Here is a 21,848-nt window from a genome sequence, read left to right as displayed (position 1 = left end):
TTATCGGCAGTTTTGGTTTTATTGCAGTTCCTCCCCGATCTCGGCCCAAAGCGCTTTGAGCAGCGCATATTTTTCCAGGATCAGCGGATAGTCCGCATATGTGGTCCCGAAGCCGTCGTCGTCGCCGAGCAGCACCTCGACCAGGAAGGTCTCCACGTCGCGGCGCTGTCCCACGGTCTTGTAGCTCCGCGAACCTGCGGTGTCGTTGAAGCTGGTGTCCGAGGTATCGTACACCAGGAACCCGTACTCCTTCCAGTCCTTGAAAACCGGGCTGGTGGCGCTGGAATTCGTCTCCTTGATGTCGTAAACATAGTCGTAGAGACTGATCTTATCGCCGCCCTGCGTGCTGGCGTACGCCTTGGCGTAGAAATCTTCCAGCTCCGTCGCGCGCTCGTTGACCAGATACACGGAGATGACCTCGGCCGCGATCTCGGCAGCCAACCGCTTCTTCTCCGCTTCGGACATGGTTTTGATGGAGTTCAGGCGGCCTACGGCCGTCGTCATCATCCCCCTGTAAGCCGAAGCTTCGCCCTTCCGGTTCTTCTTCTGGTCGATGTCGAGCCGGCCGACCAGCAGGAAACAACGCGGATAGAGTTTCTCGGGCAGGATCGGAATCACCCGGTCGCGCATCAGTTCGAGACCCGCGATGACGGCATCGTCATCCTCGGAAAGCTCGTAGGTGGCGACCTCGGTACGGCTGGTGATGGCGTAGTTCACGTCCAGCACCTCGTAGTAGACGTAGGGATTGCCCAGCGCGTCGAGCCCGCGGTCGATCGAGCCGATGGTGTCATTGCGGAACAAGGCGATACCCGTCTGCGAATAGATTTCGTAGCGGAGGTGATCGACGGGATCGCTCGAATCCTCCACGGCGAACCAGTTCCGATCCAGCCCCGACGGGCTCAGGTCCTTGTCCTTGCCGCAGCCCGCAACGAGCAGCGCCGCGACAGCCGCATATATTGCTTTTTTCATATTCTCTCTCATTATAAATTATTGTACCAGCACTCTGTCGGGACGATCGTTGTCCACCAGCATTCCCTCGTTGTTCTGCAACGCATAGGTCGGGAAAGGCATCACCCAACCCCCGTCGCCGGGCCATTCGCCCAGTTCATGATAACCGCTCAGCACGGCGGCGTTGTCGCCCCACTCGTAAACGGCATGGCGGATCGTGGTCTTGAGCTGATACTTGGGCAGCACGGCATAGCGGCGCAGGTCGTACCAGCGCAAGCCGCGGAAAGCCAGCTCACGGCGGCGTTCGGCGCGGATGAAGTCGATCATCTCCTGTCCCGTAAAGGTCTCGTAGGCGACATCCTCCATTCCCGTCTTGATGCGGTTGTCACGAATCGTCTTGAGCGCGGCGGCGGCTCCCGTCCAGTCGTCCTCCATAGCGGCGGCCTCGGCTTCGATCAGGTAAGCCTCGGGCAGCGTGAAACTCAGCGGCGTGAAATAAGAGATCTTCGCCTGAAAAAGGAAATGCGAAAAGCTATTGCCTCCGGACGACTTCTTGAAAAACCAGTAGCTCTTCCGCAGGTCGTTGCTGGCATACGAACCGTAAAGTTCGTCCGAATAAGAGGGCTGCGGACATTTGGTCGTATTCATAAGTATGACCTGCCAGCCGTTCAGGAAAATGTACTCGCTCCAAGCCAAACTTCGGTCTGCCGTAGTCGCAGTCTGATAAGCGCTGGACGTGAAATCGTTCATGTTGCACATGCGGAACGTGGCGTTCGAAACGTCGGCGATGACTTCCCCGGCCCATTTCCGGGCCTCGGCCCAGTCGCACATGTAGAGATAGCACCGCGCCAGCAGCAGCCGCGCCGCCGAGGCGTTGGCATAGAGCTTGTTGCTGCGCTCGACGGGCTGCAAGCACTCTACGGCCATCTTGAGGTCCTTGACGATCTGGTCGTAGAGCTCCTGCACCGAATTGCGCGCGAAACCGCCGGCCTTGATCGCCGACTCGGTTTTCAGCGGCACGGCCAGGTCCGTCGAAGCCGTCTCGGCCACATAGGGCAGCCCCCAGAGGTTCGTAAGCGTGAAGTAGTAAAGCGCGCGCAGGAAACAGGCGCTGCCCTTCACCTGCCGGTAGAGGTTTCGGGTCTTCGAATCCCCGGCAAAACGTTCGACCTCCTCGATCACGGCGTTCGTCACGGCGATTTTGACATAGAGGTCCTGCCAGGAGGGGTTGCCTCCGTAGGGAGCTCTGTTAGCCGTATTCTGCACCACCGATTTATCCTCCCACCAGGGATAGCGCTCCCAGAGGTAAATTCCCCGGATGTAGTTCATGGGACGGTTTCCCTCGTTAGGTCCGAACCACTCCTCCTTGCAGTCGTCGTCCATATAATTAATCCACAGATATTTGCATACCTTGGAACGATCCTCCAGATAGGCGCCGCCGATCAGCAGTTCGTCGAGATCGGAGAGATCGTCCACATAGGAGAGTGTCTGGGAGTACTCTTCCAGAAAGTCGCCGCACGAAGGCAGGCCGGCCAGCAGAACCCCGGAAAACAGAATAGCAAGTATTTTTTTCATAGCGGGCTGTACTTTAGAATGAGACATTGAGCGTAAACGAGTAGGTCGGACGGATCGACACGGCGATCGCAGAGCCGCCCGAGGTGGTCGGGTCCTGTCCTTTGAGCCGCGAATTGGCGAACGTGTAGAGGTTGGTGCCGGTGAACATCAGATACCCCGATTTCATCCGGATGCTGTTGCAGAACTTCCGCGGCAGCTGGTAGCGCAGCGAAATCGACTGGATTTTCAGGTAGTTGCCGCTCACGACGCGCGAATCCGAATAGTCGTACATCTGCCAGATGTTGGGGGCGAAACCGTCCTTGAAAAGATACGTCATGATATTCTTGATGTCGGTTCCCGACACACCGCTCTGCCACCAGGGGCTCAGCGTCTCCGTGAACTCGCGTCCGGAAAGAATGCCCGGAATGTTGGTGTACTTCTCGTCGCCCGCCTTTTGCCAGCGGCGAAGCCATTCGCGGCGGACGTTCTCCGTCGGCAGCGGCGCGATGGTGCCGTTGATTCCCGAGACGTTGGGATAAAGTTTCGTCAGACGGATTTTCGACCCGAGGCTGTAAGCCAGGTTGACGCTCAGCGTGAAATTGTTGTAGGTAAACGTATTGCGCAGGCTTCCCTGGATCGTCGGGACACGTGTGCCCGAATAGGACATGACGGTCATGTAGCGCTGCTGGTTGGTATCGAAATACTCGTCCAGCCACTTGGCGCGCGTGATCTCCGTCTGCTCGCCGGTCCGGGGATCGGTGACGGTGACCATCTGGCTGAAATTGTCGAACGTCGGACGCCCGTCCTTGCCGTCGAGCCCGGTGAAACGGTAGGAGTAGAATCCGTTGATCGGACGGCCCACGACGTGAATCGTTCCGTTCAGATACTCCGAATAATAGATCTCGTTATCGTGTTTGAGCGTCGTCTCGGGCGTCTGCACGGCCTTGTCGATCAGCTGGTTGATGACCGAACCCAGCGAGGGGTCGAAACGCCAGCGGAAACCCTTGATCTCGCCGTTGACCTCCGTCAGACGGTTGATCGGCGTGAAGTTCAGCGTCAGGTCGAGTCCCTGGTTGGTGAGCGTACCGCGGTTGACCGTGTAGCTGGTGATGCCGTTGACCTCCGAGACGCTCTGGCTCATGTAGGCGTCGGTGGTCTTGCGGTAGTACCACTCGATCGTACCCGTGATCTTGCGCTTGAAGAGCGCGAAGTCCAGACCGATGTTGGTCGTGTAGGTCTTCTCCCACTTCAGATCGGGATTGGGCCACTTGCTGATGCTCTTGGAATAGGAGTCGAAATATTTGTTGTAACCGCCCTCCTTGATCACCAGCCGCGTGGGGACGCTCGGCACATTGCCCTGCGAACCGAACGAGGCGCGCAGCGACATCGAATTGATCCAGCGGACATCCTTCAACACGTTCTCGGTGATGTTCCAGCGTCCCGCGAGGGCCCACGTGGGCAGGAAACGCTCATTGGCGCGCGAACCGAACTCGTTGGAGAAGTCGCTGCGCATGTTGAAGCTGAAATAGGCGTGCTGCATGTAGCCGTATCCCAGCGTCATGTAGGCCGCGAGGTTGTTCGAACGATTGATCGTGCGCACGCCCATCGCCTCGGCCGTTTGCAGCCAGTCGGCGTATGCATCGTAATTGACTTTATTCTCCGTTCCCGTACCCTGGATGAGAGTCACTCCCTGCATGATGTTGCCGCGGTCGGGGTCGTAGCCGCGGTAGGTCTGCGACAGCCCCTCGTAGGTGGTGGAGGAGACTTCAGTACCCAGCGAAGCGTCGATCTTGTGCTGCGCGTCCTTGCCGAACTTCTCGGTGTAGACGAGCGCCGCACGCGCCGAATAGCCGCGGCGGTCGGTCCGGGTCTCTTTCAGCTCGCCGCCGACGGGCAGCAGCGTATTCTCGTAATACCACGAGTCGGTCGCAGCGTTGAACCGCTTGTTGAGCGTCCGCCCGTACCAGGTATTCTGTCCGTGGTAGTTGCCCGTGTAGTTGTTCGACACGGAATAGGAGAGCAGCGAAGTGATCTTCAAGGTCGAGGTGATGTCGTAGTCAACGCCTGCACGCGCCGTCACGCTGTTGTTCTTCTGCTTGCGGTAGCTGTTCTCCATATCTTCGAGGATATTGAACGGATAGGAGTCGCCGGTGCTGGTGGCACTCGCCGAGGTCGATCTCAGATAGGACCAGTAATTGCCGTCCGCATCGTAGACGGGCACCGCACGGCTGGTGTTGTAGGCGTAGTCGTTGATCTTAAGGTCGGAGGGCTCGCCGTCGGTGTCCGTCACCGAGCCGTTCATGCCGAAAGTCACCTTGAAACGCTTGTAGTTGCCCGTCAGATTGAACGTCGCCGTGTAGGTCTTGCTCTTCTCGCCCAGGGTCGAACCCTGCTGGTTGTTCATACCCAGCGAAGCGTGGTAGCGGACATTGGAGGTTCCGCCCGAAAGGCTCAGCGTGTGGCGGTGCGACCAGGCGTTCTGCATCAGCAGGTCGAACCAGTCGGTGTTGAGCGTCTCGTAGTAGCTCGCCTGACGTGCGAATTCGTTGTAGTCGATGCTGCCGTTCATGTAGTCGCGGTAGGAAGCCTCGTAGCCGAGCCACGACGTGATGTTGGGATAGACCTGCCGGTTGTTCATCAGCTCGCGCGAAAACGAGGTGCGCTCCAGCGAGTTCATCACATCGACCGAACGGTCCGTATAGCGGGGCCGCTGGGTGAAAGTGCCCGAAAACGAGTAGGTGACCACGGGAGGGCCCTGCTTGCCGCGCTTGGTCGTCACGACGATAACGCCGTTCGAGGCGCTCTTTCCGTAGAGCGCCGTGGCCGAAGCATCTTTCAGGATGTCGATCTGGTCGATGTCCTCGGGGTTCAGGCCCGACACGGCGTTGCCCAGCAGGTTCACGAAGTCGAGGTCGTTGATCTGCTCGGGATCTATGTTCACGGGATCGCTCTGCACGACGCCGTCGATCACCCACAGGGGCTCCTGCGAACCGAGGACGGTCGTCGTACCGCGGATGCGCAGTTTCGGCGCAGCTCCCAGCTGGCCGCTGCTCTGCATGTAGGTCAGGCCCGGAACCTGTCCTTCGAGCATCTGGTCGATGGTCGAAAGGCCGGGGTTATAGATGTTCTCGGCCTTGATCGAAACGATCGAAGCCGCCATTTCGCGGGGCGTCAGCTCCTGATAACCCGTGTGGACCACCTCGACGTTGCCGATGTCGGTCGATGACTGCTGAAGGTTCACATACAGTTTCTTGCCCTCGACGTAGTTGATCTCCTGGGGCGTCATGCCGATAAACGAGAACCGGACGACCATATCCTTCTGACGGGGCGCGACGATCTTGAACTCGCCTTTCGCATCGGTCGTGGTTCCATAGCGCGTGCCCTTGACCACGACGGAGACGCCGGCGAGCGACTTGCGGTACTCGTCCAGCACGCGGCCCTCGATCGTCACCCGGTCCGACTTGGCCTGCTGGCCCTCCTTGTGGCGGATGACGACATGGTCGTCGGTGATCTCCCAGACGAGGTCCGTCCCCGTGAAGCACCGTTTGAGAATCGCTTCGAGATCGGAACGCACGCACGAGAAGTTCTTTTTGCCCAGCGCCTCGATGTCGTCCGTCTGGTAGACGAACGAATAGTTGCTCTGCTTCTCGATTTGCAGGAAAAGTTCGGTCAGGTAAGCGTCACGAATCGTGAGCGTGAAGAGCTTTTTGGGCTGGCCGTAAGCGAGGGGGGGGGATACGTGAAGTGCGGAAATCAGCAGTACGGCAAGACACAGCAGCCGTTTCACCGCCATCCGTGTTCCGCAGCCGGAACGTTCTCTGATTTCCTTTTCCGGAGGTAAAGATTTCTTCATACGCAAAAGTTTAAGGATTAATACTAACCTAACCGCCGAGGCACCCGAAGCGGAATCGGGCTGCCTCGCACGATTATTATAACAATCGAATAAGCCGTTCGGGCTATCCCGAACGGCTTATTTTTGCAAAAAAAGTGATTTTTTATTCCGGCGAAGTTTCAATCCGTAACCTGAAATCGGCCTTCGAAGCGGCTCAGTGACGGATTATTCCTATTTTCTGCCGGTTATGCCGAATCCCGTCGTTTTTCCGTCTCCGGGCATACGGAGAGATTTCGGACACGAGCCGCAGGACAAAGGCTATTTCAGCTTCCGGCCGAGCCCGTCGAAAACGCTCTTTTTCCCGCCGGCATACATGTCGATCCGCCCCTTTCCGGGCGTAACCCGGCTCACGTCGGGCCACCCGCCGTCCCGGTCGGAGCTGAAAACCGGCTCGCGCCCGTTCCTGTAACGGCAGGAATCGTGGATGAACGGAATGACCTCCCGCCCCCGGCTGTCCACGGCGCCCCACTTGCCCTCCTTCTGCGCCAGCAACAGCGATTCGCCGATCCCGAAAATGCGGTCGTAAATGCAGGGAATGACCTCCCGGCCGCATTTGTCGATACAGCCCCACTTGCAGGCGTCGGGGACTTCGTTCGGCTCGGCGATTTCGACCGGAAGCCCGTGGTTGCGGCGCGTCTCCACGACCACGGCCAACCCGTACGCCACCGGGCGGATCACCTCATAACGGGGCGTAACGGCTTCGCCCCGGCGGTTTATCAGCACCATTTCGCTGTCGCCGTACGTCCACGGGGTTATGAATTCGCGGAGTTCGTCGCGGAAGGCGAACCGCACGACAGCCAGGTCTTTGTCGAAGCCCAGATCACCGAAATTCAGGGCGGCATCGAACCGATAAGGAATCGCCAGTTCACCCGCAGGGCCGATGTAGCCGTACTTTTTCGTCTCGCGGACCAGGGCCCGGTCGCCGCAGAAAGGATGCGCCTCGGCGTAACGGACATCGTTGAGCCGATTGCCCGCCGTATCGGCATAGTAGTAATAGAGTTCCGGCCCGTTATGATGTTTGGACACGGTGTACTCGGGACTCTCGGGCGCCGCGGCTCCCGTCAGCAGGAGCAATGCCGCAGCGGAAAAAAGGAACGGTTTTTTCATGATGGGCTCATTTATCGGTATCGAACCGAAGTTACACTTTGTATAATATAACAAACAAATCGGCCGCCCGGGCTACCCGAACGGCCGAAATTTCACCAAAAAATGAGGACTTTTACCGGAGGCGGTTTCAATTCATAACCGTAATCACCCGCCCGTCGCGTTTGAAGTTCACGCTGCGGGTCTTGGAGAGGATGTCCAGCACGGATTCGATGTCGTCGTAACGCTTGATCCGCGCCGTGATATTGACATCCCGCAGGGAGTCTTTCAGCACGTAGTCGATGTTGTACCATGCCGAGAGCTCCTCCATGATACTGCCCACGGGCTTCGATTCGAAAATGAAATAGCCGTCCTTCCAGGCTGTCTGATAGAGCGTTTCGACCTGCCGGACCTCGCAGCGGTCGCCGCTGACGACGGCCTGCTGTCCGGGCGTCAGCACCGCCAGCCGCTCGCCGCTGCCGGCATCGAACAACCCGACGCTGCCCTCCACGAGGGTCGTAACGCTCTGCGCCCCCTTGGCCGAAACGCAAAATTCAGTGCCGAAGACCTGGATTTCGGTCCGGCCGGTCCGGACGATGAACGGATGTTCCGCATCGTGGGCGACATCGAAATAGGCCCGACCCGAAACCGTCACTTCGCGCCGCTCCCCGGCGAAATAAACGGGGTATTCGAGCTGCGAATCGGCGTCGAGGTAAACGACGGTTCCGTCGGAAAGTTCCACATTGTAATTCACGCCGCGCGGCACGACCAGCGTATGCAGGGCGGGAGCCGCCGCGACGGCCGGAGCTTCCGCGGCCGGAGCCGCCGCTTCGGGCTTTTTGTAGGAGAGCGTGCGCTCGCCGTCACGGGCATCGACGACGGCATTCGCCTCGGCCAGAACGACGGGACGCCCCTCGTCGTCCGCCAGGTCCACGACCTGCCCGGAGGAGAGGATCAGTCGGGCCCCCTCGCTGTTGTGCATGATTTCGGGATGGCGCACATCGGTCCGGCCGCTCCCGCCGAACCTCGCGCCGAAGAAGGTCACCGCGACCAGCAGCGGCACGATCGCCGCGGCATACAGGGCATAGCGCAATCCCCGGCGGGGAGCGACGGGCGCAGGCGCGGGCAGCGTGCTGCGAAAGTCTTTCTGCGAATCGACATCCACATATTCGCACAGCCGCCTGCCCAGGCCGTTTTTCTGCCTGATCCGGTCGTACAAGGCCCGGTTCGCCGGGTCTTCGAGCCACTTTTTCAGGACACGGCTCTCTTCGGGCGTTATCTCTTCAATCAGCTCCTTGTAGATCAGATCGGAGATCATCAATTCATCAGTCATGCTATAATCGGTTTTCGCGGTTGGTCTTTTCAGGGTTCACAACATCTTTTCACGCAGCTTCTTCACAGCCCGTATGCGGTGGTTCTTCACCGTGTTGATGGCTATATGGAGCAGTTCGCCGATCTCCTGGTAGGACTTGCCCTCCATGGAGAGGATCAGCACCCGCCGGCACTCGGTCGGCAGCGCCTCGACGGCCGCCATCAGCCGCCGTTCCACTTCGGTTTCGATGACCATCTCCGACTCCTGGGCTTCGGAAAGCGAGTTCTGCTGCACGCGGATCATCTTTTCGGTGGTCAGCGAGTTCTTTTTAAGCAGGTTGAGCGACCTGTTGCGGACGGATATATAAAGAAACGAACGGATCGTGTAATAATTGTTGAAGTTGTCGTGCTGAAGCCAGAGAGCGGCAAAAACGTCCTGCACGATGTCCTGGGCCTCGCTCGCATCCCGCACATACTTGACGGCATAGATGCACAGCGGGCTGAAAAACTGCTCGTAAACCTTCCGGAAGGCCCACTCCTCGCCCCGCTGAAACGCCTTTATGAGCTGATTTTTCATCATAACCATCCGTCTCTTCCCTGTCAAAGTCAGTATCCGTGCCTTGCAAATATAGACAAATAATCCGGGGAGCGCGGCAATCCCGCCGATTTTTTAACGGCCCCGTCTCAGAGCAGCAGGGAACGGTCGGACAGAAAGTCGAAAAAAGCCTGCCGGTAGTTTTCGGAGATCGGGATGCGCTCCCGGCCGAAAACGATGCTGTTGCGCTCGATGGTGCGGATCTTCGCGGGCTGCACGATGTAGGAGCGGTGGACGCGGATAAAACGGTCGGCGGGAAGCTGCTCCTCCAGCGATTTCAGGCTCATGAGCGACAAGACGGGATGCGGTTCGTCCTCGACGTGGATCTTCACGTAGTCTTTCAGCCCCTCGATATAGAGAATCCGCTCCAGCTCGATCTGCCGCAGCCGGTATTCGGTCTTGACGAAGATGCTCCGCAGGTCGTCGGCGGGCGCTCCGGCACGGCGTTTCAGTTCGAACCATTCGAGGGCCTTCTGCGCCGCGGCCAGAAAGTCGGCGTAGCTGATCGGTTTGAGCAGGTAATCCACGGCATTGACCCGGAATCCTTCGACGGCATAGCGGCTGAAAGCCGTGGTGAAGATCACGCGCGTGTCGGCGGGGAGCATCCGCGAGAACTCCACGCCGTTCAGCCCCGGCATCTGAATATCGCAGAAAAGCAGATCGACCGGACGGTCGCGCAGCATGCCGAAGGCCGCGACGCCGCTGCCGAACGAGCCCTGCAACTCCAGAAAGGGGGTCTTCCGGACGTACGACTCCATCAGTTCCACGGCCAGCGGCTCGTCGTCGATTATCGCGCAGCTCAGTTTCATTCATCCGGCAGTTCGATGCACAGCAGCGCCTGATAGGCGTCGCCGGCTTGTCCGTATTCGAAAGTATAGCGTCCCGGGTAGATCATCTCCAGCCGTTTCGAAAGGTTCGTCAGCCCGATTCCCGAACCGCTGCGGTCCGAATCGCCCGACTTGGGGAAACAGCTGTTCCTGATCCGGCAGACGAGCCGCCGCCCCTCCTCGTGGATGTCGATCGTCACGTAGGAGGGCTTCTCGTTGCTCACCCCGTGCTTGAAGGCGTTCTCGACCAGCGAAATGAACAGCAGCGGCGCGACGGGCGTCGGGCTCGGCTCCCCGGGCAGCGAGACGAAGACCCGCACGTGGCGGGGCTGGCGGATGCGCATCAGCTCGATGTAGTCGCGCAGAAACTCGACCTCGGCTTTCAGCGGCACCGTCGGCCGGCTGCTCTCGTAGAGGACATAGCGCAGCAGGCTGCTCAGTTCGTGGACCGACCGCTGGGCCCGGTCAACGTCGATCTGAATAAGCGAATAGATGTTGTTGAGCGTGTTGAACAGGAAATGGGGATTGAGCTGGCTTTTGAGATTCTGCAATTCGGCTTCGGTACGGCTGTGCTCCAGCTCCTGCCGGGCCGCCTCGGCACGGTACCAGCCTCCCGTCATCCGGATAGCCACGCCGGCGCCGACGACCAGCAGGTAGAGAACGGCGTTTCCGGCGAAAAACCGCAGGGCGTCCTGCCACGTCCGCTCCATCGGCGGACGGTGCCCCGTGTCGGGCAGGACGTAGCGGAACAGCAGGTGCACGCCGATCATCACGGCTCCGATCAGCAGGACGTTGTACCCCGCGAAGCGTCCGAACCGCCGCGTGGTGAGATAGCGGTCGATCAGCCCGAGGTAATTCGTGTAGAACACCACCATGAACGACAGCGGGATCAGCAGGAACCGCAGGTATTCCCCGCCGCTCAGCAGCGGACGGTCGGGTCCCGTGACGAAGAGCGGCATGCCGAAGATCACGGCCCAGGCCGTGAAGTGCACGAGCCAGGCTCTGTATTTCGATTGCGAAGCAGTCATATTGACAAATGTACGAAAAAAAATTTACTCATAACGGATGGCTTCGATGGGATCGAGCATGGCGGCCTTCCGGGCCGGATACCACCCGAAGAAGACCCCCGTAAGGGTGCAGACGGCGAACGAGAGGAAGACGCTCCACGGCTGAATGTAGATGGGGAACGCCGCGGCGACATTGACCACGACGGCGACCCCCACGCCGAACACCACGCCGATCAGACCTCCCGTGACGCTGATAAGGATCGACTCGATGAGGAACTGCGCGAGGATGTCGCGGCTCTTGGCCCCGATCGACATCCGCAAGCCGATCTCCCGCGTGCGCTCCGTGACGGAGACATACATGATGTTCATAATGCCAATGCCTCCCACGAGCAGCGAGATTCCGGCCACGGCGGCCAGCAGCACGGTCATCATGTCGGTCGTCGAGGTGAGCATCGACGACAGCTCCTGTTGCGAGCGGATCGAGAAATCGTCGTCGTCATCGGCTTTGAGACGGTGGTTGGTGCGCAGGATGTCGGTGATCTCCCCGATCGCGTCGTCCGTATAGACCTCGCTCAGCGCCGAGCAGACGATCTCCTGCAAGTGGGTGATGGCGAGGATGCGCTTCTGAACGGTGGTGTAGGGCGCGATGATCAGGTCGTCCTGGTCCATGCCCATGCTGTTGTAGCCCTTGCTTTCGAGCACCCCGACGATGCGGAACGGAATGGTCCCGAAGCGAATGACCTTCCCGACGGGATTCTCCCCGTTGGTGAAGAGCTCATCGACGACCGTCTGGCCGATGAGGCACACCTTGGCGGCGGTCTTGATGTCGTGCTCGGTGAACACGTCGCCGTCGGCCACCTTGTAGCGGCGGATGTCGAGGTAGTCGAGGTTCACGCCGTAGACCGTCGTCGGGGTGTTGTTCGCCCCGTAAACCGCCTGCCCGGAGCTGTTGACCGCCGGCGAAACGTAGGTCACATAGCGCGTGTCGGCCCGTATGTCTTCGAAATCCTTGATCTTCAGCGACTGCATGTCGTCGGCGCTCAGCTGCACGCCTCCGCGCCGGTCGCCGCCCGGGTGGACCATGATCATATTCGACCCCATCTCGCTGATCTCGGCCTGGATGCTGCGCTTCGACCCCTGGCCGATGGCCAGCATCGTGATGACCGACGCCACGCCGATGATGATGCCGAGCATCGTGAGGAATCCGCGCAGCTTGTTGTTGCTCAGCGCCTTGACGGCTATTCGGAACAGATTGGTGAAATTCATCGTTTACTCCTCCTGTTTGGGCAGCTGCGCCAGGGCGTCGGCTACGCGTAAGATATTCCCGTTGCGGATGTCGCTCGTGATGCGCCCGTCGCGCAGCGTGATGTTGCGGCTGCTGTACTGGGCGATCTCGGGGTTGTGCGTGACGAAAATGATCGTGCGGCCCGCGGCGTGGAGCTCCTGAAAGAGCACCAGCACCTCGAAACTCGTGCGGGTGTCGAGGTTGCCCGTGGCCTCGTCGGCGAGGATCACCGCCGGATCGTTCGCCAGCGCCCGGGCGATGGCCACGCGCTGCATCTGCCCGCCCGACATCTGGTTGCTCCTGTGCAGCAGGCGGTCGCCGAGCCCCACGGCCGTAAGCGCCGCGACGGCCCGTTCGCGCCGCTGCGCCGCCGAATAGCGGGAGTTGTACATCAGCGGCAGTTCGACATTCTCGATGGCCGTGCTCTTCGGCAGCAGGTTGTAGTTCTGGAAGACGAATCCGATCTTGCGGTTGCGCAGCACGGCCCGCTCGTTCTTGTCCATCGAACGCACCGGAACGCCGTCGAGGAAGTACTCGCCCGAGGTCGGGGTGTCGAGACATCCCAGCGTGTTGAGAAGCGTCGATTTCCCCGATCCCGACGTGCCCATGACGGTGACGAACTCGCCTTCTTCGATGGTGAACGACACCCCGCGCAGGGCGTGCACCGTCTCGTCGCCGACCCGGAAGTCGCGCCGGATATTTTCCAGCCGGATGACCTCTTTCATGGCTATTTCTTTTTGTTTCCCCCGGGGCCCGAGGGCATGAAGGGACTGCGTTCGACGGCGGCTGCCGGAGCGGCGCTGGCGGCCGTCAGCCCCACGGCCACCACATCGCCGTCGGAGAGCCCTTCGACGATCTCGGTCCGGTCGCCGCTCGCCGCGCCCGTCACGACGAACCGTGCCGAAAGCGTCTGCCCCTCCTTCACCCAGATTTCGCGCCGGCCCGCAACCGTCTGCTCCGCAGGCTGTTCGACCGTCAGGCCCAGTTCCCCGAGCAGTTCCGCGTCGGGCACGAAGCGCAGCGCCTTGGTCGGAACGGCCAGCGCGTCGTCCTTCTCCAGCGTGAAGATCGTGACGTTGGCCGTCAGCCCCGGTTTGAGCTTCAGATCGGGGTTGTAGGCCGTGATGACCACTTCGTAGGTCACCACGCTCGACTCGGTCGTCGCTTCGAGACGGACCTGCTCGACCGTGCCTTCGAACGTGTCGTCGGGATAGGCATCGACGGTGAACTGCACACGCTGTCCGTCGGCCACCTGCCCGATGTCCGCCTCATCGACATCGGCCACCACCTGCATCTGCGTCAGGTCGGCGGCGATGGTGAAGAGCGTCGGCGTCTCGAACCCCGCGGCCACGGTCTGCCCCTCCTCCACGGCGCGGCTGATCACCACACCGTCGATCGGCGACGTGATGGTCGCATACCCCAGATTGCGGCGGACCTTGACGATGTCCGCCTTGGCCTGCTCGTAGGCGTTGCGGGCCTTTTCGTAGAGATAGTACGCCTGGTCGTACTCGGCGTCGCTCACCAGCTCCTTTTCGTGGAGCGTCTTCGTGCGGGTGTAGGTCTTCAGCTGGTATTCGTACTCGGTCTTGCAGCTCGCCAGCTCGGCCTGCGACGACTCCAGCTCGGCCTGCAAGGTCACCTTGTCCATCTCGGCGATCAGCTGCCCGGCCTTCACCACGTCGTTGTAGTCGGCGTAGAGCTTGTCGATGATGCCCGACACCTGCGTGCCGACCTCGACCTCGGTGACGGGTTCCACCGTGCCGGTCGCCGTCACGGAGTTGCGGATGGTGATGCGCTCGGTCGGGGCGGTTTCCAGCGTGATGCCGCTCTTTTCCGACGGCCGCAGCGCGATCCAGAGGCCGGCGGCGGCGACGAGGACACAGGCCCCGATCAGGATGTTGCGTTTTTTCATCGTGATTATGGTGTTTGATTTATTTTCCCTGGTAGATGTCGAGCAGTTCGATGTTGAGCAGCGCCATGTACTTCGCTTGCAGAACCTCCTGCCGGGCGGCCGTCAGTTCGTTCTGCGCCGTGATCAGCTCCACGGTGTTCTTCATCCCCACACGGAACTGCTCGTCGGTGAGGTCGCAACTCTGCTGGGCATAGCGCTGTTTTTCGCAGGCGGCGACGTACTGCGACTGGGCCGACACGGCGTCGAGATAGGCCGACTCCACCTCCCGGAGCAGCTCCTTTTCGAGGCTCTGCCGCTCCAGAAGGCTGTTCGAGACGGCGATGCGCGCCTTGTTGACCGCCGTGCGGTTCTTGCGGTTGGAGAAGATCGGGATGCTCACCGAGAGCCCGACGTTCTCGTTGAAGCGGTTCCAGACCTGCGAACCGCTTTCGAACGAACCGCCCGACATGTGCCCGGTGCCGATGCCCGCGGAGAGGGAAACGGAGGGAAAGAATCCTGCGCGCGCCTGCCTGATGCCCAACTCCGCCGATTCGACGGCCAGCTCCCCGCGTTTGATCTCGGGCATGGCGTCCAGCGCCGTGGCATAGATTTCGGCTTTGGCGGGAAGGGCTGACAACACCTCACTCTCCTGGATGGCGGGCGCCGCAAGATTCATCTCCTCCGTTATGTCGAGTTCGAGCAGCTGCTTGAGCTGCAACTTGTAGTTGTCGAGCGACGCAGAAGCCACGACGACCTGATATTCGTCGCTCGCGTACTGGCTTTCCAGCTGTGCGAAATCGACCTTGCTGATCGACCCGGCCTGCCACATCGCCTCCGCGCGGTCGCGCCGGGCCTTCGAGACGTCGGCCGTGGAGCGGTTCACCGTGACGGCCTCGGCGGCGTAGAGGCACTGCATGTAGGCTTGGACGATGGCGATGCGGATGTCGTTGGCGCTCTCCTCGACCGAAAGGGCGTCGATGCGGTTCTGCACCTGCTGCCGCTTCACGGCCGTCCGCAGTTTGCCGCCCTCGTAGAGCGTCATGCCGGCGTTCAGCCCGTATGTCCCGGTGTAACTGTTGCGGTCCGTGGCGTTCGACGAGGGGTAGTTCGTGAAGCCCTGCGTCACCGAAGCCGTCAGCGACGGGAACAGCGCGGCTTTGGCCTCCCCGGTGTCCTCGATCCCCGAAAGATAGTCGTTGCGGCTCTGCCGCAGCTGGATGTTGTTCTCCAACGCATAGTCGAGACACTCCCCGAGCGTCCAGACCTTCAGCGAGTCCTGCGCCGCCGCAAACTGCCAGCCGAGCAACGCGACGCACGCTATCCACACTCTTCGTTTCATGGCATTTTCATTTGACGCAAATTTACCGGCTGCCTTCCGTGCGTACAAATGAAATAGACGTTCGCCCCGATCACCCCGACGACGGGGCGGATTTCACCGACGAGCGTTTCACGCCCCGGGCTTCGCGTGCCGGCGGCGGTATTCGCCGGGCGAAGCGCCGTAATACTCCTTGAACTGGCGGCTGAAATGGTTCGGATTGCAGTAACCCAGTTTATAGGAGATCTCCGATGCGGTCATCGCCGTCGTTTGCAGCCACCCGGCCGCCTCGCGCATCTTGATTTGCAGGATGAAGTCCGAAGGCGTCCGGTCGGTCAGCCGCTTGATGCTGAGATAGAGTTGCGTGCGGCTGATATTCGCGAAACGCGCCAGTTCGTTGACCGACAGCCCCGGATCGTCGAGGTGGGCGTGGATATAATCCGTCACCGAGAGGATGAACCGTTCGTCGGTGTTGTTCAGTCCGGGGGTCGTGATCCCGACACTGCCCGCCGCCATGTAATAGTCACGCAGCACGTCTTTCGTCCGCAGCAGGTTATTCAGCCGCAGGAACAGTTCCTGCAAGTTGATCGGCTTCTGGAACATGGCGTCGGCGCCGCATTGCAGCGCCCGGATGCGGTTCTCGCCCGAGAGCTCGAAACTCTCCAGGATCACCGGGATATGGCGCGTGCGGTTCGAGTTCTTGATCATCCCGCACAAGTCGAATCCGTTCGTGTCGGCAAGCTGCATGTCGCAGATAACCACGTCGATGCTCTGGGATTTGAGCAGCAGCAGGGCTTCGTCGCCCGTCGCGGCGCTCGACACGTGGAAGTGTTTTTGCAGCCGTTTTTCCAGCACCCGTTTCGAATCGGCGTCGTTCTCGACGAGCAGGATGCGGAATTTGCGGTGCCCCTCGGCATCGAGGAACCGGGGCTGGGAGACATCCTCGAAATAGCTCGTGTTATCGACGATCCTCCCGACGATGCCCGTCGCGGCGTCGGGCCGTTCGGGCTCGGCCCCGTCATCCTGCCCGACGGCCATCTCCATCCGGAAGAGGTTGCCCCGCTGCGGCAGCGACTCCACCGACAGGCGGATATCGAACAGCCGGGCGATACTCTTCACCAACGCCAGTCCGATGCCGCCGTTGGGCAGCCCCGCCGAATTGTAGGGCTGGAAAATGGCTTTCTTCTGCTCCTCGGTCAGGCAGGGGCCGCTGTTGAACAGCTCGACGACGGCCTGCCGCCCGTCGAAGGTGAGTTTCAACGAGCTCTCGCCGCCCGGCTGCACCGATTTGAAGGAGTTGTCCAACAGGTTGCCCACCAGCATCTCCATCTTGGCGGCGTCGAAGAGCATCGGCAGCGACTCCACCCCGGCATGGAACCCGTGCGCGATCTGCTTGCGGTTGTAGAGGGGCACGAAAGTCTCGTAGATATTGCGCAGGAAAGGCACCAGATCGTATTTGCGGATCGAAACCGAGATATTCCGCGACTCGATGTTGCGGAAATCCAGCAGCTGATCGACCAGGAAGTCGAGCCGTTCGATGTTGCGGCGGAAAATCGCCGGATCGCTCCCGGCATCGCCGTCCGGCGGCGGCAGCACGCTGTCCTGCAAGGTCGAGATGACCGACAGCGGCGTCTTGAACTCGTAGGAGATGCTGCTGAAAAAATCGAGTTTCATGGCATTGATCCGGTCGCGGGTCTCGCGCTCGCGGCGGGCCTGCTCGACCAGCTCCCGGGCATGCCGCTGCCGCCGCACCAGCCGCACGAACTGCCAGACGACGAATCCCAGCACCGACAGATAGAGCGCGATCATCCATCCGCTGAGCAGCACGGGCGGCCGGACCCGGAGGGCGATCCGCTTTTCGGCCAGCACCCCGCCGTCGTCCGCGACCAGCCGCACCGACAGGCCGTAACGGCCGGTGGGCAGCCCCGTGTAGGTGATCTCGCCCTGCGGCCCCAGTTCGTACCAGTCGTCGTCGAAGCCCTCCAGCCGGTAACGGCACGAATAGGGCGCCGTGCGGTAGATGTCGTAGTCGATCACGGAGACCTCGAAGGTCAGGAAGGTCTGCTTGTGGGCCAGCGTGATTTCCTGCGTGTCGTTGACGGGGAGTTTCAGCACGCCGCCCCCGATCTCCACGGGCTTGTTGAAGAGTTTCAGCCCGGAGATGAAAAGCGTCGGCTGCTGCCGGAGGTCGTTTTCGAGTTTCGCGGGCCAGAAGCAGACCAGCCCGTTCGTCGTTCCGAAGCAGATCTCGCCCTGACGGCCCGCATATCCGGAGCGGACGTTGAATTCGTTGATGCCCATGCCTTTGGCGAGACTGAACCGGCGCAGGCGCCGGGCCGTGTCGAGCCGGAAAAGGTCGTTTCCGGCCGCCAGCCACAGATTGCCGGAGGCGTCGCCGCGCATGCCGGCGATCCCGCCGTTGATCTGCGGATGGTTTTGCACGGCAGGCGAAAAACGTCCCTCCTCGAAGCGCCAGATGTCGCCCTTGGTCGTCCCCAGCCACAGACAGCCGCCGCCGTCCACCCAGCCGCACTGGATGTAGGGCCGCGTATCGGTCTCGGGAAGCTGGAACTCCTCGATCCGCCTTTGCCGACGGTCGTAACAGAGCACCGAACAGAAATTGATGAACCAGACCTTGTCGCCATGAATCTGCGCGTCGTAAAAGGCGAATTCCTCCTTGCCGCATTTGCAGACCGGCCCGAACGAATCGGTCGCATAGCGGTAGATGTCGATCCCCTTTTCGGTGGCCACGAAGAGCGTATCGGCGTTGAGCGGACACAACAGCAGGACGTTTCCGCTCGAAATGGACGCGGTGTCGCCGGCACGGCTGGTGTAGTGGCGGATGCGGCCGTCGGGGGCCAGGCAGTAGAGGCCGCTGGCGAGAGACCCCGCCCACAAATTCCCGCGGACATCGCGCTGGAGGGAGAGGATATTGTCGTTGATGTCCGCATTGCGGCTCGATATGCGCCGCAGGAAACCTCCCGACGGATCGAGCACATTGATCCCCGCGCTGTTGGTGGAGACCCACCAGTTTCCCTGCGCATCGCGCTGTATGCCGTTGGCCGCGACGTTCCGGGTGCGGAGCGAAGGCCCGGAGGTGCCCAGCGTGTAGTACTCCACGCCCGAATCGAGGTTGCCGACCCGGAACAGCCCCGAAAAATAGGTCCCCAGCAGCATGTCCTGCCGGCGGGTCCGGAAAATGCAGATCACGGTGTTGAGCACCGCATTGTCATTGAGTTCGCAGACGTAGTTGCAGAAGAAATCGTTGTTATAGTCGTAGACCGCAACGCCGTTGTTGTGGCCGATCCACAACCGGTCGTAACGGTCCTCGCTCAGGCTGGCGATGTTCTCGATCTCCGGAACACGGAACCGCCGGGCGACGGGCTCGCGGCGGAACTCGTCGGCCGCCCGGTTATAGCGGAAGAGCCCGTCCTTGATCGTTCCGACCCAGACGCACCCCTTGGAATCGGCATAGAGGCTCACCCCCACCAGCGGCGACCGGTCGGCGCTGGTCAGGTCATAGGTCGCCGCGACGCTGAAATCCTCGCCGATGCGGAATACGCGCTCCTTGGAAAGCCCCCACAGCTGCCCGAATTTGTCGCAACAGAAATATTCGTAGGGAGTCTCCCTCGCCACGAGCGTCAGCCGGTCGCCGTCGCAGCGGTACAGCTGCTTCGGGGTCTTGAGCAGCAGGTCGTCCCCGGCCCGCACGATCGTGCGCACATACCCCACGTCGCGGCCCTCGCAGGTCAGGCGCGAGAAACGGCCGCTGGCGTAGTCGTACACCCCGAGGAAGCGCGGCGTACCGATCAGGATACGGTCGCCGGTATCGTGGAACGACCATACTTCCAGCCCGTTGTACTCCTCGACCTTCTGCAACCTCCGTCCGTCGTAAATGTTCAGCCCCTGCGAGGTTCCGATCCAGATCCGGCCGTACGCATCGTCGCACAGCGCCGTGACGCGGTTGCCCGAAAGCCCGTCGTTGCGGCTCAGATGCTCGTAGTTCCAGATGATGCCGTCATGCTGGGCCGATACGGGCGTTTGCAGCAGCAACAGCCATGACAACAGGGTCAGAAGTCGTTTCATACATCCTCATTTTTCCGAAAGTTAACAATATATATTTGTATTTACATCACGCCGAAATTGCATATTTGTTCACAGAACCTATAAATTCGTTCAAATCGTCCCGCCGGAACCGCCGTTAACCCAGCCTGCACGATTTCTTAACATCGGGATAGCCGAAAGTGGCCGAGTTCGCTTACTTTTGTTGCAACCGAAACAACGACCCATGAATCGACCCACCCGTCTTATCGTCCTCCTGCTCCTCACAGCCGCATCCGTACCATATGCCGCAAACGCCGCACGCCGCACCGTGCGGGTGTCCGACTACGGGCTGCACCCCGGCAGCGGCCGGAACGCCCTGCCGGTCGTCCGGCGGATCATCGAGGAAAACAAGGGTGTCCGGGGCTTGCAGATTCGTTTCGACGAGGGGCGTTACGACTTCTACCCCGACGCCGAACGGCAGGCGGCCGGCAAACCGACCACGGCCTTCGCCCTGACGCAGACGGACGGCGTGGAGATCGACGGCGGCGGATGCGACTGGATCTTCCACGGACTGATGAATCCCGTGCGGCTCTCGGGGTGCCGCAACACGACGCTCCGCAACGTGTGCATCGACTGGCAGCAGCCCTACAACTCGCAGGCGACGATCGTTTCGGCGACGGACACCTATTTAGATATGGAGATCGATGCCGGGCGCTATCCCTACGTCGTGGCGGGCGACTCCCTGGCCTTCGTCGGCGAATACGGACTGCAACGGATCGTCCCCGAATATACGAACCTCTACGACGCCGCGACGCACGAACTGCTCTACCAGACGCGCGACGTACCGCTGGGCCGCGACATGTTCCGGGCCCGGGTCACCGACCTCGGGAACAACCGGGTGCGTTTCCACTACCGCCCGGCCATGAAGCCCGCCCCGGGAACCGTCGTCGTCTTTTTCCACGGACGCTACATCACCAACGGCATCGAAATCGCCGACTGCCGGCAGACCCGCATCGAACAGGTGACGATCCACCACACGCTGAGCTGCGGCATCTTCGGCGTCCGTTCGCACGACGTTGCGATGGTCGGCCTCGACATCGTGGCCGACGAACGGTCGGGGCGCGTTTTCAGCACCATCGCCGACGCCACGCACTTCATCGGCTGCACGGGCGACATCCTGTTCGACGGCTGCACGGTAAGCGGCTCGGGCGACGATTTCACCAACGTCCACGGCATGTACGCCCCCGTCGCGGAGGTCTGCGGCGAACGCTCCGTGCGGATCGCGCCCACGAGCCGCGACCAGGGATTCCGCCCGGGCGAACGGGTATGGCCGCTCGATACGGCGACCATGCAGCGCGGCCGTCCGCTGACATCGGCCGGAACGGAACGCATCGCGGGATCGCGGGACTACGTGCTGCATTTCCGGGAACCGGTCGCCGGACGCATCGCGGCGGGAAACATGCTGGAAAACGCGACGCTCTGTTCCCGGCTCACCGTGCGCAACTGCCGGATGCTGAAACAGAACCGCGGCCGTTCGATTCTGGTGACCACCCCGGCCAAAGTCCTCATCGAAAACAACTATTTCCGCTCGGCCGGAGCCGCGGTCCTCATCGAGGGCGACACGGAGCTCTGGTTCGAATCGGGCGCCGTATGCGACATCACGATCCAGAACAATCTCTTCGAGGATTGCTACACCTCGGGCAACAACATCATCGACGGCCCCTGGGGCTGGGGCGAAGGGGTCATCTCGATCTCGCCCTCCTTCCGGCCGCAGGATGCCGACACGAAGGCATACCACCGCAATATCCGCATCGTGGGGAACACCTTCCGCCATTTCGACTGCGCCGTTCTGTTCGCCCGCTCGGCCGAGGGGCTGGAGTTCAGCCGCAACCGCCTCGAACGCACCCGGACCTACGAACCGTTCTACCGTCCTTACAACCTCTTTCTGGACGGATGCCGCAAGGTACGGGTCGCCGGCAACAGCTTCGGCCCCGACTTTCCGGGGCACAACATCGGCATCGTGCACATGCGCCCCTCGGAGATCGTCCAGCGCGGCGGCCGGCCCCTCGAAATCATCTGCAAATAACATCCGACGA

General features: G+C 61.0%; 14 protein-coding genes. 1 reads left to right on the top strand and 13 read right to left on the bottom strand.

Going from position 1 to position 21,848, the window contains the following annotated elements:
- Window positions 1-18: 18 nt before the first annotated feature.
- From NQ519_RS08365 to NQ519_RS08305, 13 genes are all read right to left on the bottom strand, one after another.
- Window positions 19-969 (bottom strand): hypothetical protein, encoded by a 951-nt coding sequence (locus NQ519_RS08365; RefSeq protein ID WP_019151610.1) that lies wholly within the window; start codon window positions 967-969, stop codon window positions 19-21.
- Window positions 970-987: 18 nt separating this feature from the next.
- Complete coding sequence (locus NQ519_RS08360) at window positions 988-2,523, bottom strand: RagB/SusD family nutrient uptake outer membrane protein (protein ID WP_019151611.1); 1,536 nt, start codon at window positions 2,521-2,523, stop codon at window positions 988-990.
- 13 nt (window positions 2,524-2,536) lie between these two features.
- Window positions 2,537-6,355, bottom strand: coding sequence for a SusC/RagA family TonB-linked outer membrane protein (locus NQ519_RS08355; protein ID WP_019151612.1), 3,819 nt, complete (start codon window positions 6,353-6,355; stop codon window positions 2,537-2,539).
- Window positions 6,356-6,652: 297 nt separating this feature from the next.
- The gene (locus NQ519_RS08350; protein ID WP_019151613.1) at window positions 6,653-7,501 is read right to left on the bottom strand and encodes a WG repeat-containing protein; all 849 of its coding nucleotides are present in this window, start codon (window positions 7,499-7,501) and stop codon (window positions 6,653-6,655) included.
- Between the two features lie 127 nt (window positions 7,502-7,628).
- Window positions 7,629-8,810 carry a FecR family protein gene (locus NQ519_RS08345; protein ID WP_083871130.1) on the bottom strand — a complete coding sequence of 394 codons (1,182 nt, stop codon included), beginning with the start codon at window positions 8,808-8,810 and terminating at the stop codon, window positions 7,629-7,631.
- Window positions 8,811-8,846: 36 nt separating this feature from the next.
- Entirely contained in the window at window positions 8,847-9,365 is a 519-nt protein-coding gene (locus tag NQ519_RS08340; protein ID WP_187120523.1) for an RNA polymerase sigma-70 factor, read from the bottom strand.
- A gap of 107 nt (window positions 9,366-9,472) precedes the next feature.
- On the bottom strand, window positions 9,473-10,192 hold the full coding sequence (locus NQ519_RS08335; RefSeq protein WP_019151616.1) for a LytR/AlgR family response regulator transcription factor: 720 nt from the start codon (window positions 10,190-10,192) through the stop codon (window positions 9,473-9,475).
- A complete protein-coding gene (locus tag NQ519_RS08330; protein WP_019151617.1) occupies window positions 10,189-11,238 on the bottom strand; it encodes a sensor histidine kinase in 1,050 nt (349 codons plus the stop codon). Before NQ519_RS08330 ends, NQ519_RS08335 begins: the two co-directional genes overlap by 4 nt.
- A gap of 24 nt (window positions 11,239-11,262) precedes the next feature.
- Window positions 11,263-12,483 carry an ABC transporter permease gene (locus tag NQ519_RS08325; protein ID WP_019151618.1) on the bottom strand — a complete coding sequence of 407 codons (1,221 nt, stop codon included), beginning with the start codon at window positions 12,481-12,483 and terminating at the stop codon, window positions 11,263-11,265.
- A 3-nt stretch (window positions 12,484-12,486) separates the two neighbouring features.
- Window positions 12,487-13,227 (bottom strand): ABC transporter ATP-binding protein, encoded by a 741-nt coding sequence (locus tag NQ519_RS08320; RefSeq protein ID WP_019151619.1) that lies wholly within the window; start codon window positions 13,225-13,227, stop codon window positions 12,487-12,489.
- 2 nt (window positions 13,228-13,229) lie between these two features.
- On the bottom strand, window positions 13,230-14,414 hold the full coding sequence (locus NQ519_RS08315) for an efflux RND transporter periplasmic adaptor subunit (RefSeq protein ID WP_019151620.1): 1,185 nt from the start codon (window positions 14,412-14,414) through the stop codon (window positions 13,230-13,232).
- 19 nt (window positions 14,415-14,433) lie between these two features.
- Window positions 14,434-15,732 carry a TolC family protein gene (locus NQ519_RS08310; protein ID WP_026076703.1) on the bottom strand — a complete coding sequence of 433 codons (1,299 nt, stop codon included), beginning with the start codon at window positions 15,730-15,732 and terminating at the stop codon, window positions 14,434-14,436.
- Between the two features lie 108 nt (window positions 15,733-15,840).
- The gene (locus NQ519_RS08305; RefSeq protein WP_019151622.1) at window positions 15,841-19,794 is read right to left on the bottom strand and encodes a hybrid sensor histidine kinase/response regulator transcription factor; all 3,954 of its coding nucleotides are present in this window, start codon (window positions 19,792-19,794) and stop codon (window positions 15,841-15,843) included.
- 202 nt (window positions 19,795-19,996) lie between these two features.
- On the opposite strand from NQ519_RS08305, the gene NQ519_RS08300 reads away from it, so the two are divergent.
- Window positions 19,997-21,838, top strand: a complete 1,842-nt coding sequence (locus NQ519_RS08300) for a hypothetical protein (protein WP_083871136.1) — start codon at window positions 19,997-19,999, stop codon at window positions 21,836-21,838.
- Window positions 21,839-21,848 lie beyond the last annotated feature (10 nt).

The organism is Alistipes senegalensis JC50, assembly GCF_025145645.1.
GTDB lineage: Bacteria > Bacteroidota > Bacteroidia > Bacteroidales > Rikenellaceae > Alistipes > Alistipes senegalensis.
Note: the sequence above shows the minus strand (reverse complement) of the source record. Positions and strands in the feature narration are given on the sequence as shown.

Excerpts from the sequence above, each read along its gene's own strand:
- NQ519_RS08365 (WP_019151610.1), bottom strand. The coding sequence starts at position 969 with ATGAAAAAAGCAATATATGCGGCTGTCGCGGCGCTGCTCGTTGCGGGC.
- NQ519_RS08360 (WP_019151611.1), bottom strand. The coding sequence starts at position 2,523 with ATGAAAAAAATACTTGCTATTCTGTTTTCCGGGGTTCTGCTGGCCGGC.
- NQ519_RS08355 (WP_019151612.1), bottom strand. The coding sequence starts at position 6,355 with ATGAAGAAATCTTTACCTCCGGAAAAGGAAATCAGAGAACGTTCCGGC.
- NQ519_RS08350 (WP_019151613.1), bottom strand. The coding sequence starts at position 7,501 with ATGAAAAAACCGTTCCTTTTTTCCGCTGCGGCATTGCTCCTGCTGACG.
- NQ519_RS08345 (WP_083871130.1), bottom strand. The coding sequence starts at position 8,810 with ATGACTGATGAATTGATGATCTCCGATCTGATCTACAAGGAGCTGATT.
- NQ519_RS08340 (WP_187120523.1), bottom strand. The coding sequence starts at position 9,365 with ATGAAAAATCAGCTCATAAAGGCGTTTCAGCGGGGCGAGGAGTGGGCC.
- NQ519_RS08335 (WP_019151616.1), bottom strand. The coding sequence starts at position 10,192 with ATGAAACTGAGCTGCGCGATAATCGACGACGAGCCGCTGGCCGTGGAA.
- NQ519_RS08330 (WP_019151617.1), bottom strand. The coding sequence starts at position 11,238 with ATGACTGCTTCGCAATCGAAATACAGAGCCTGGCTCGTGCACTTCACG.
- NQ519_RS08325 (WP_019151618.1), bottom strand. The coding sequence starts at position 12,483 with ATGAATTTCACCAATCTGTTCCGAATAGCCGTCAAGGCGCTGAGCAAC.
- NQ519_RS08320 (WP_019151619.1), bottom strand. The coding sequence starts at position 13,227 with ATGAAAGAGGTCATCCGGCTGGAAAATATCCGGCGCGACTTCCGGGTC.
- NQ519_RS08315 (WP_019151620.1), bottom strand. The coding sequence starts at position 14,414 with ATGAAAAAACGCAACATCCTGATCGGGGCCTGTGTCCTCGTCGCCGCC.
- NQ519_RS08310 (WP_026076703.1), bottom strand. The coding sequence starts at position 15,732 with ATGAAACGAAGAGTGTGGATAGCGTGCGTCGCGTTGCTCGGCTGGCAG.
- NQ519_RS08305 (WP_019151622.1), bottom strand. The coding sequence starts at position 19,794 with ATGAAACGACTTCTGACCCTGTTGTCATGGCTGTTGCTGCTGCAAACG.
- NQ519_RS08300 (WP_083871136.1), top strand. The coding sequence starts at position 19,997 with ATGAATCGACCCACCCGTCTTATCGTCCTCCTGCTCCTCACAGCCGCA.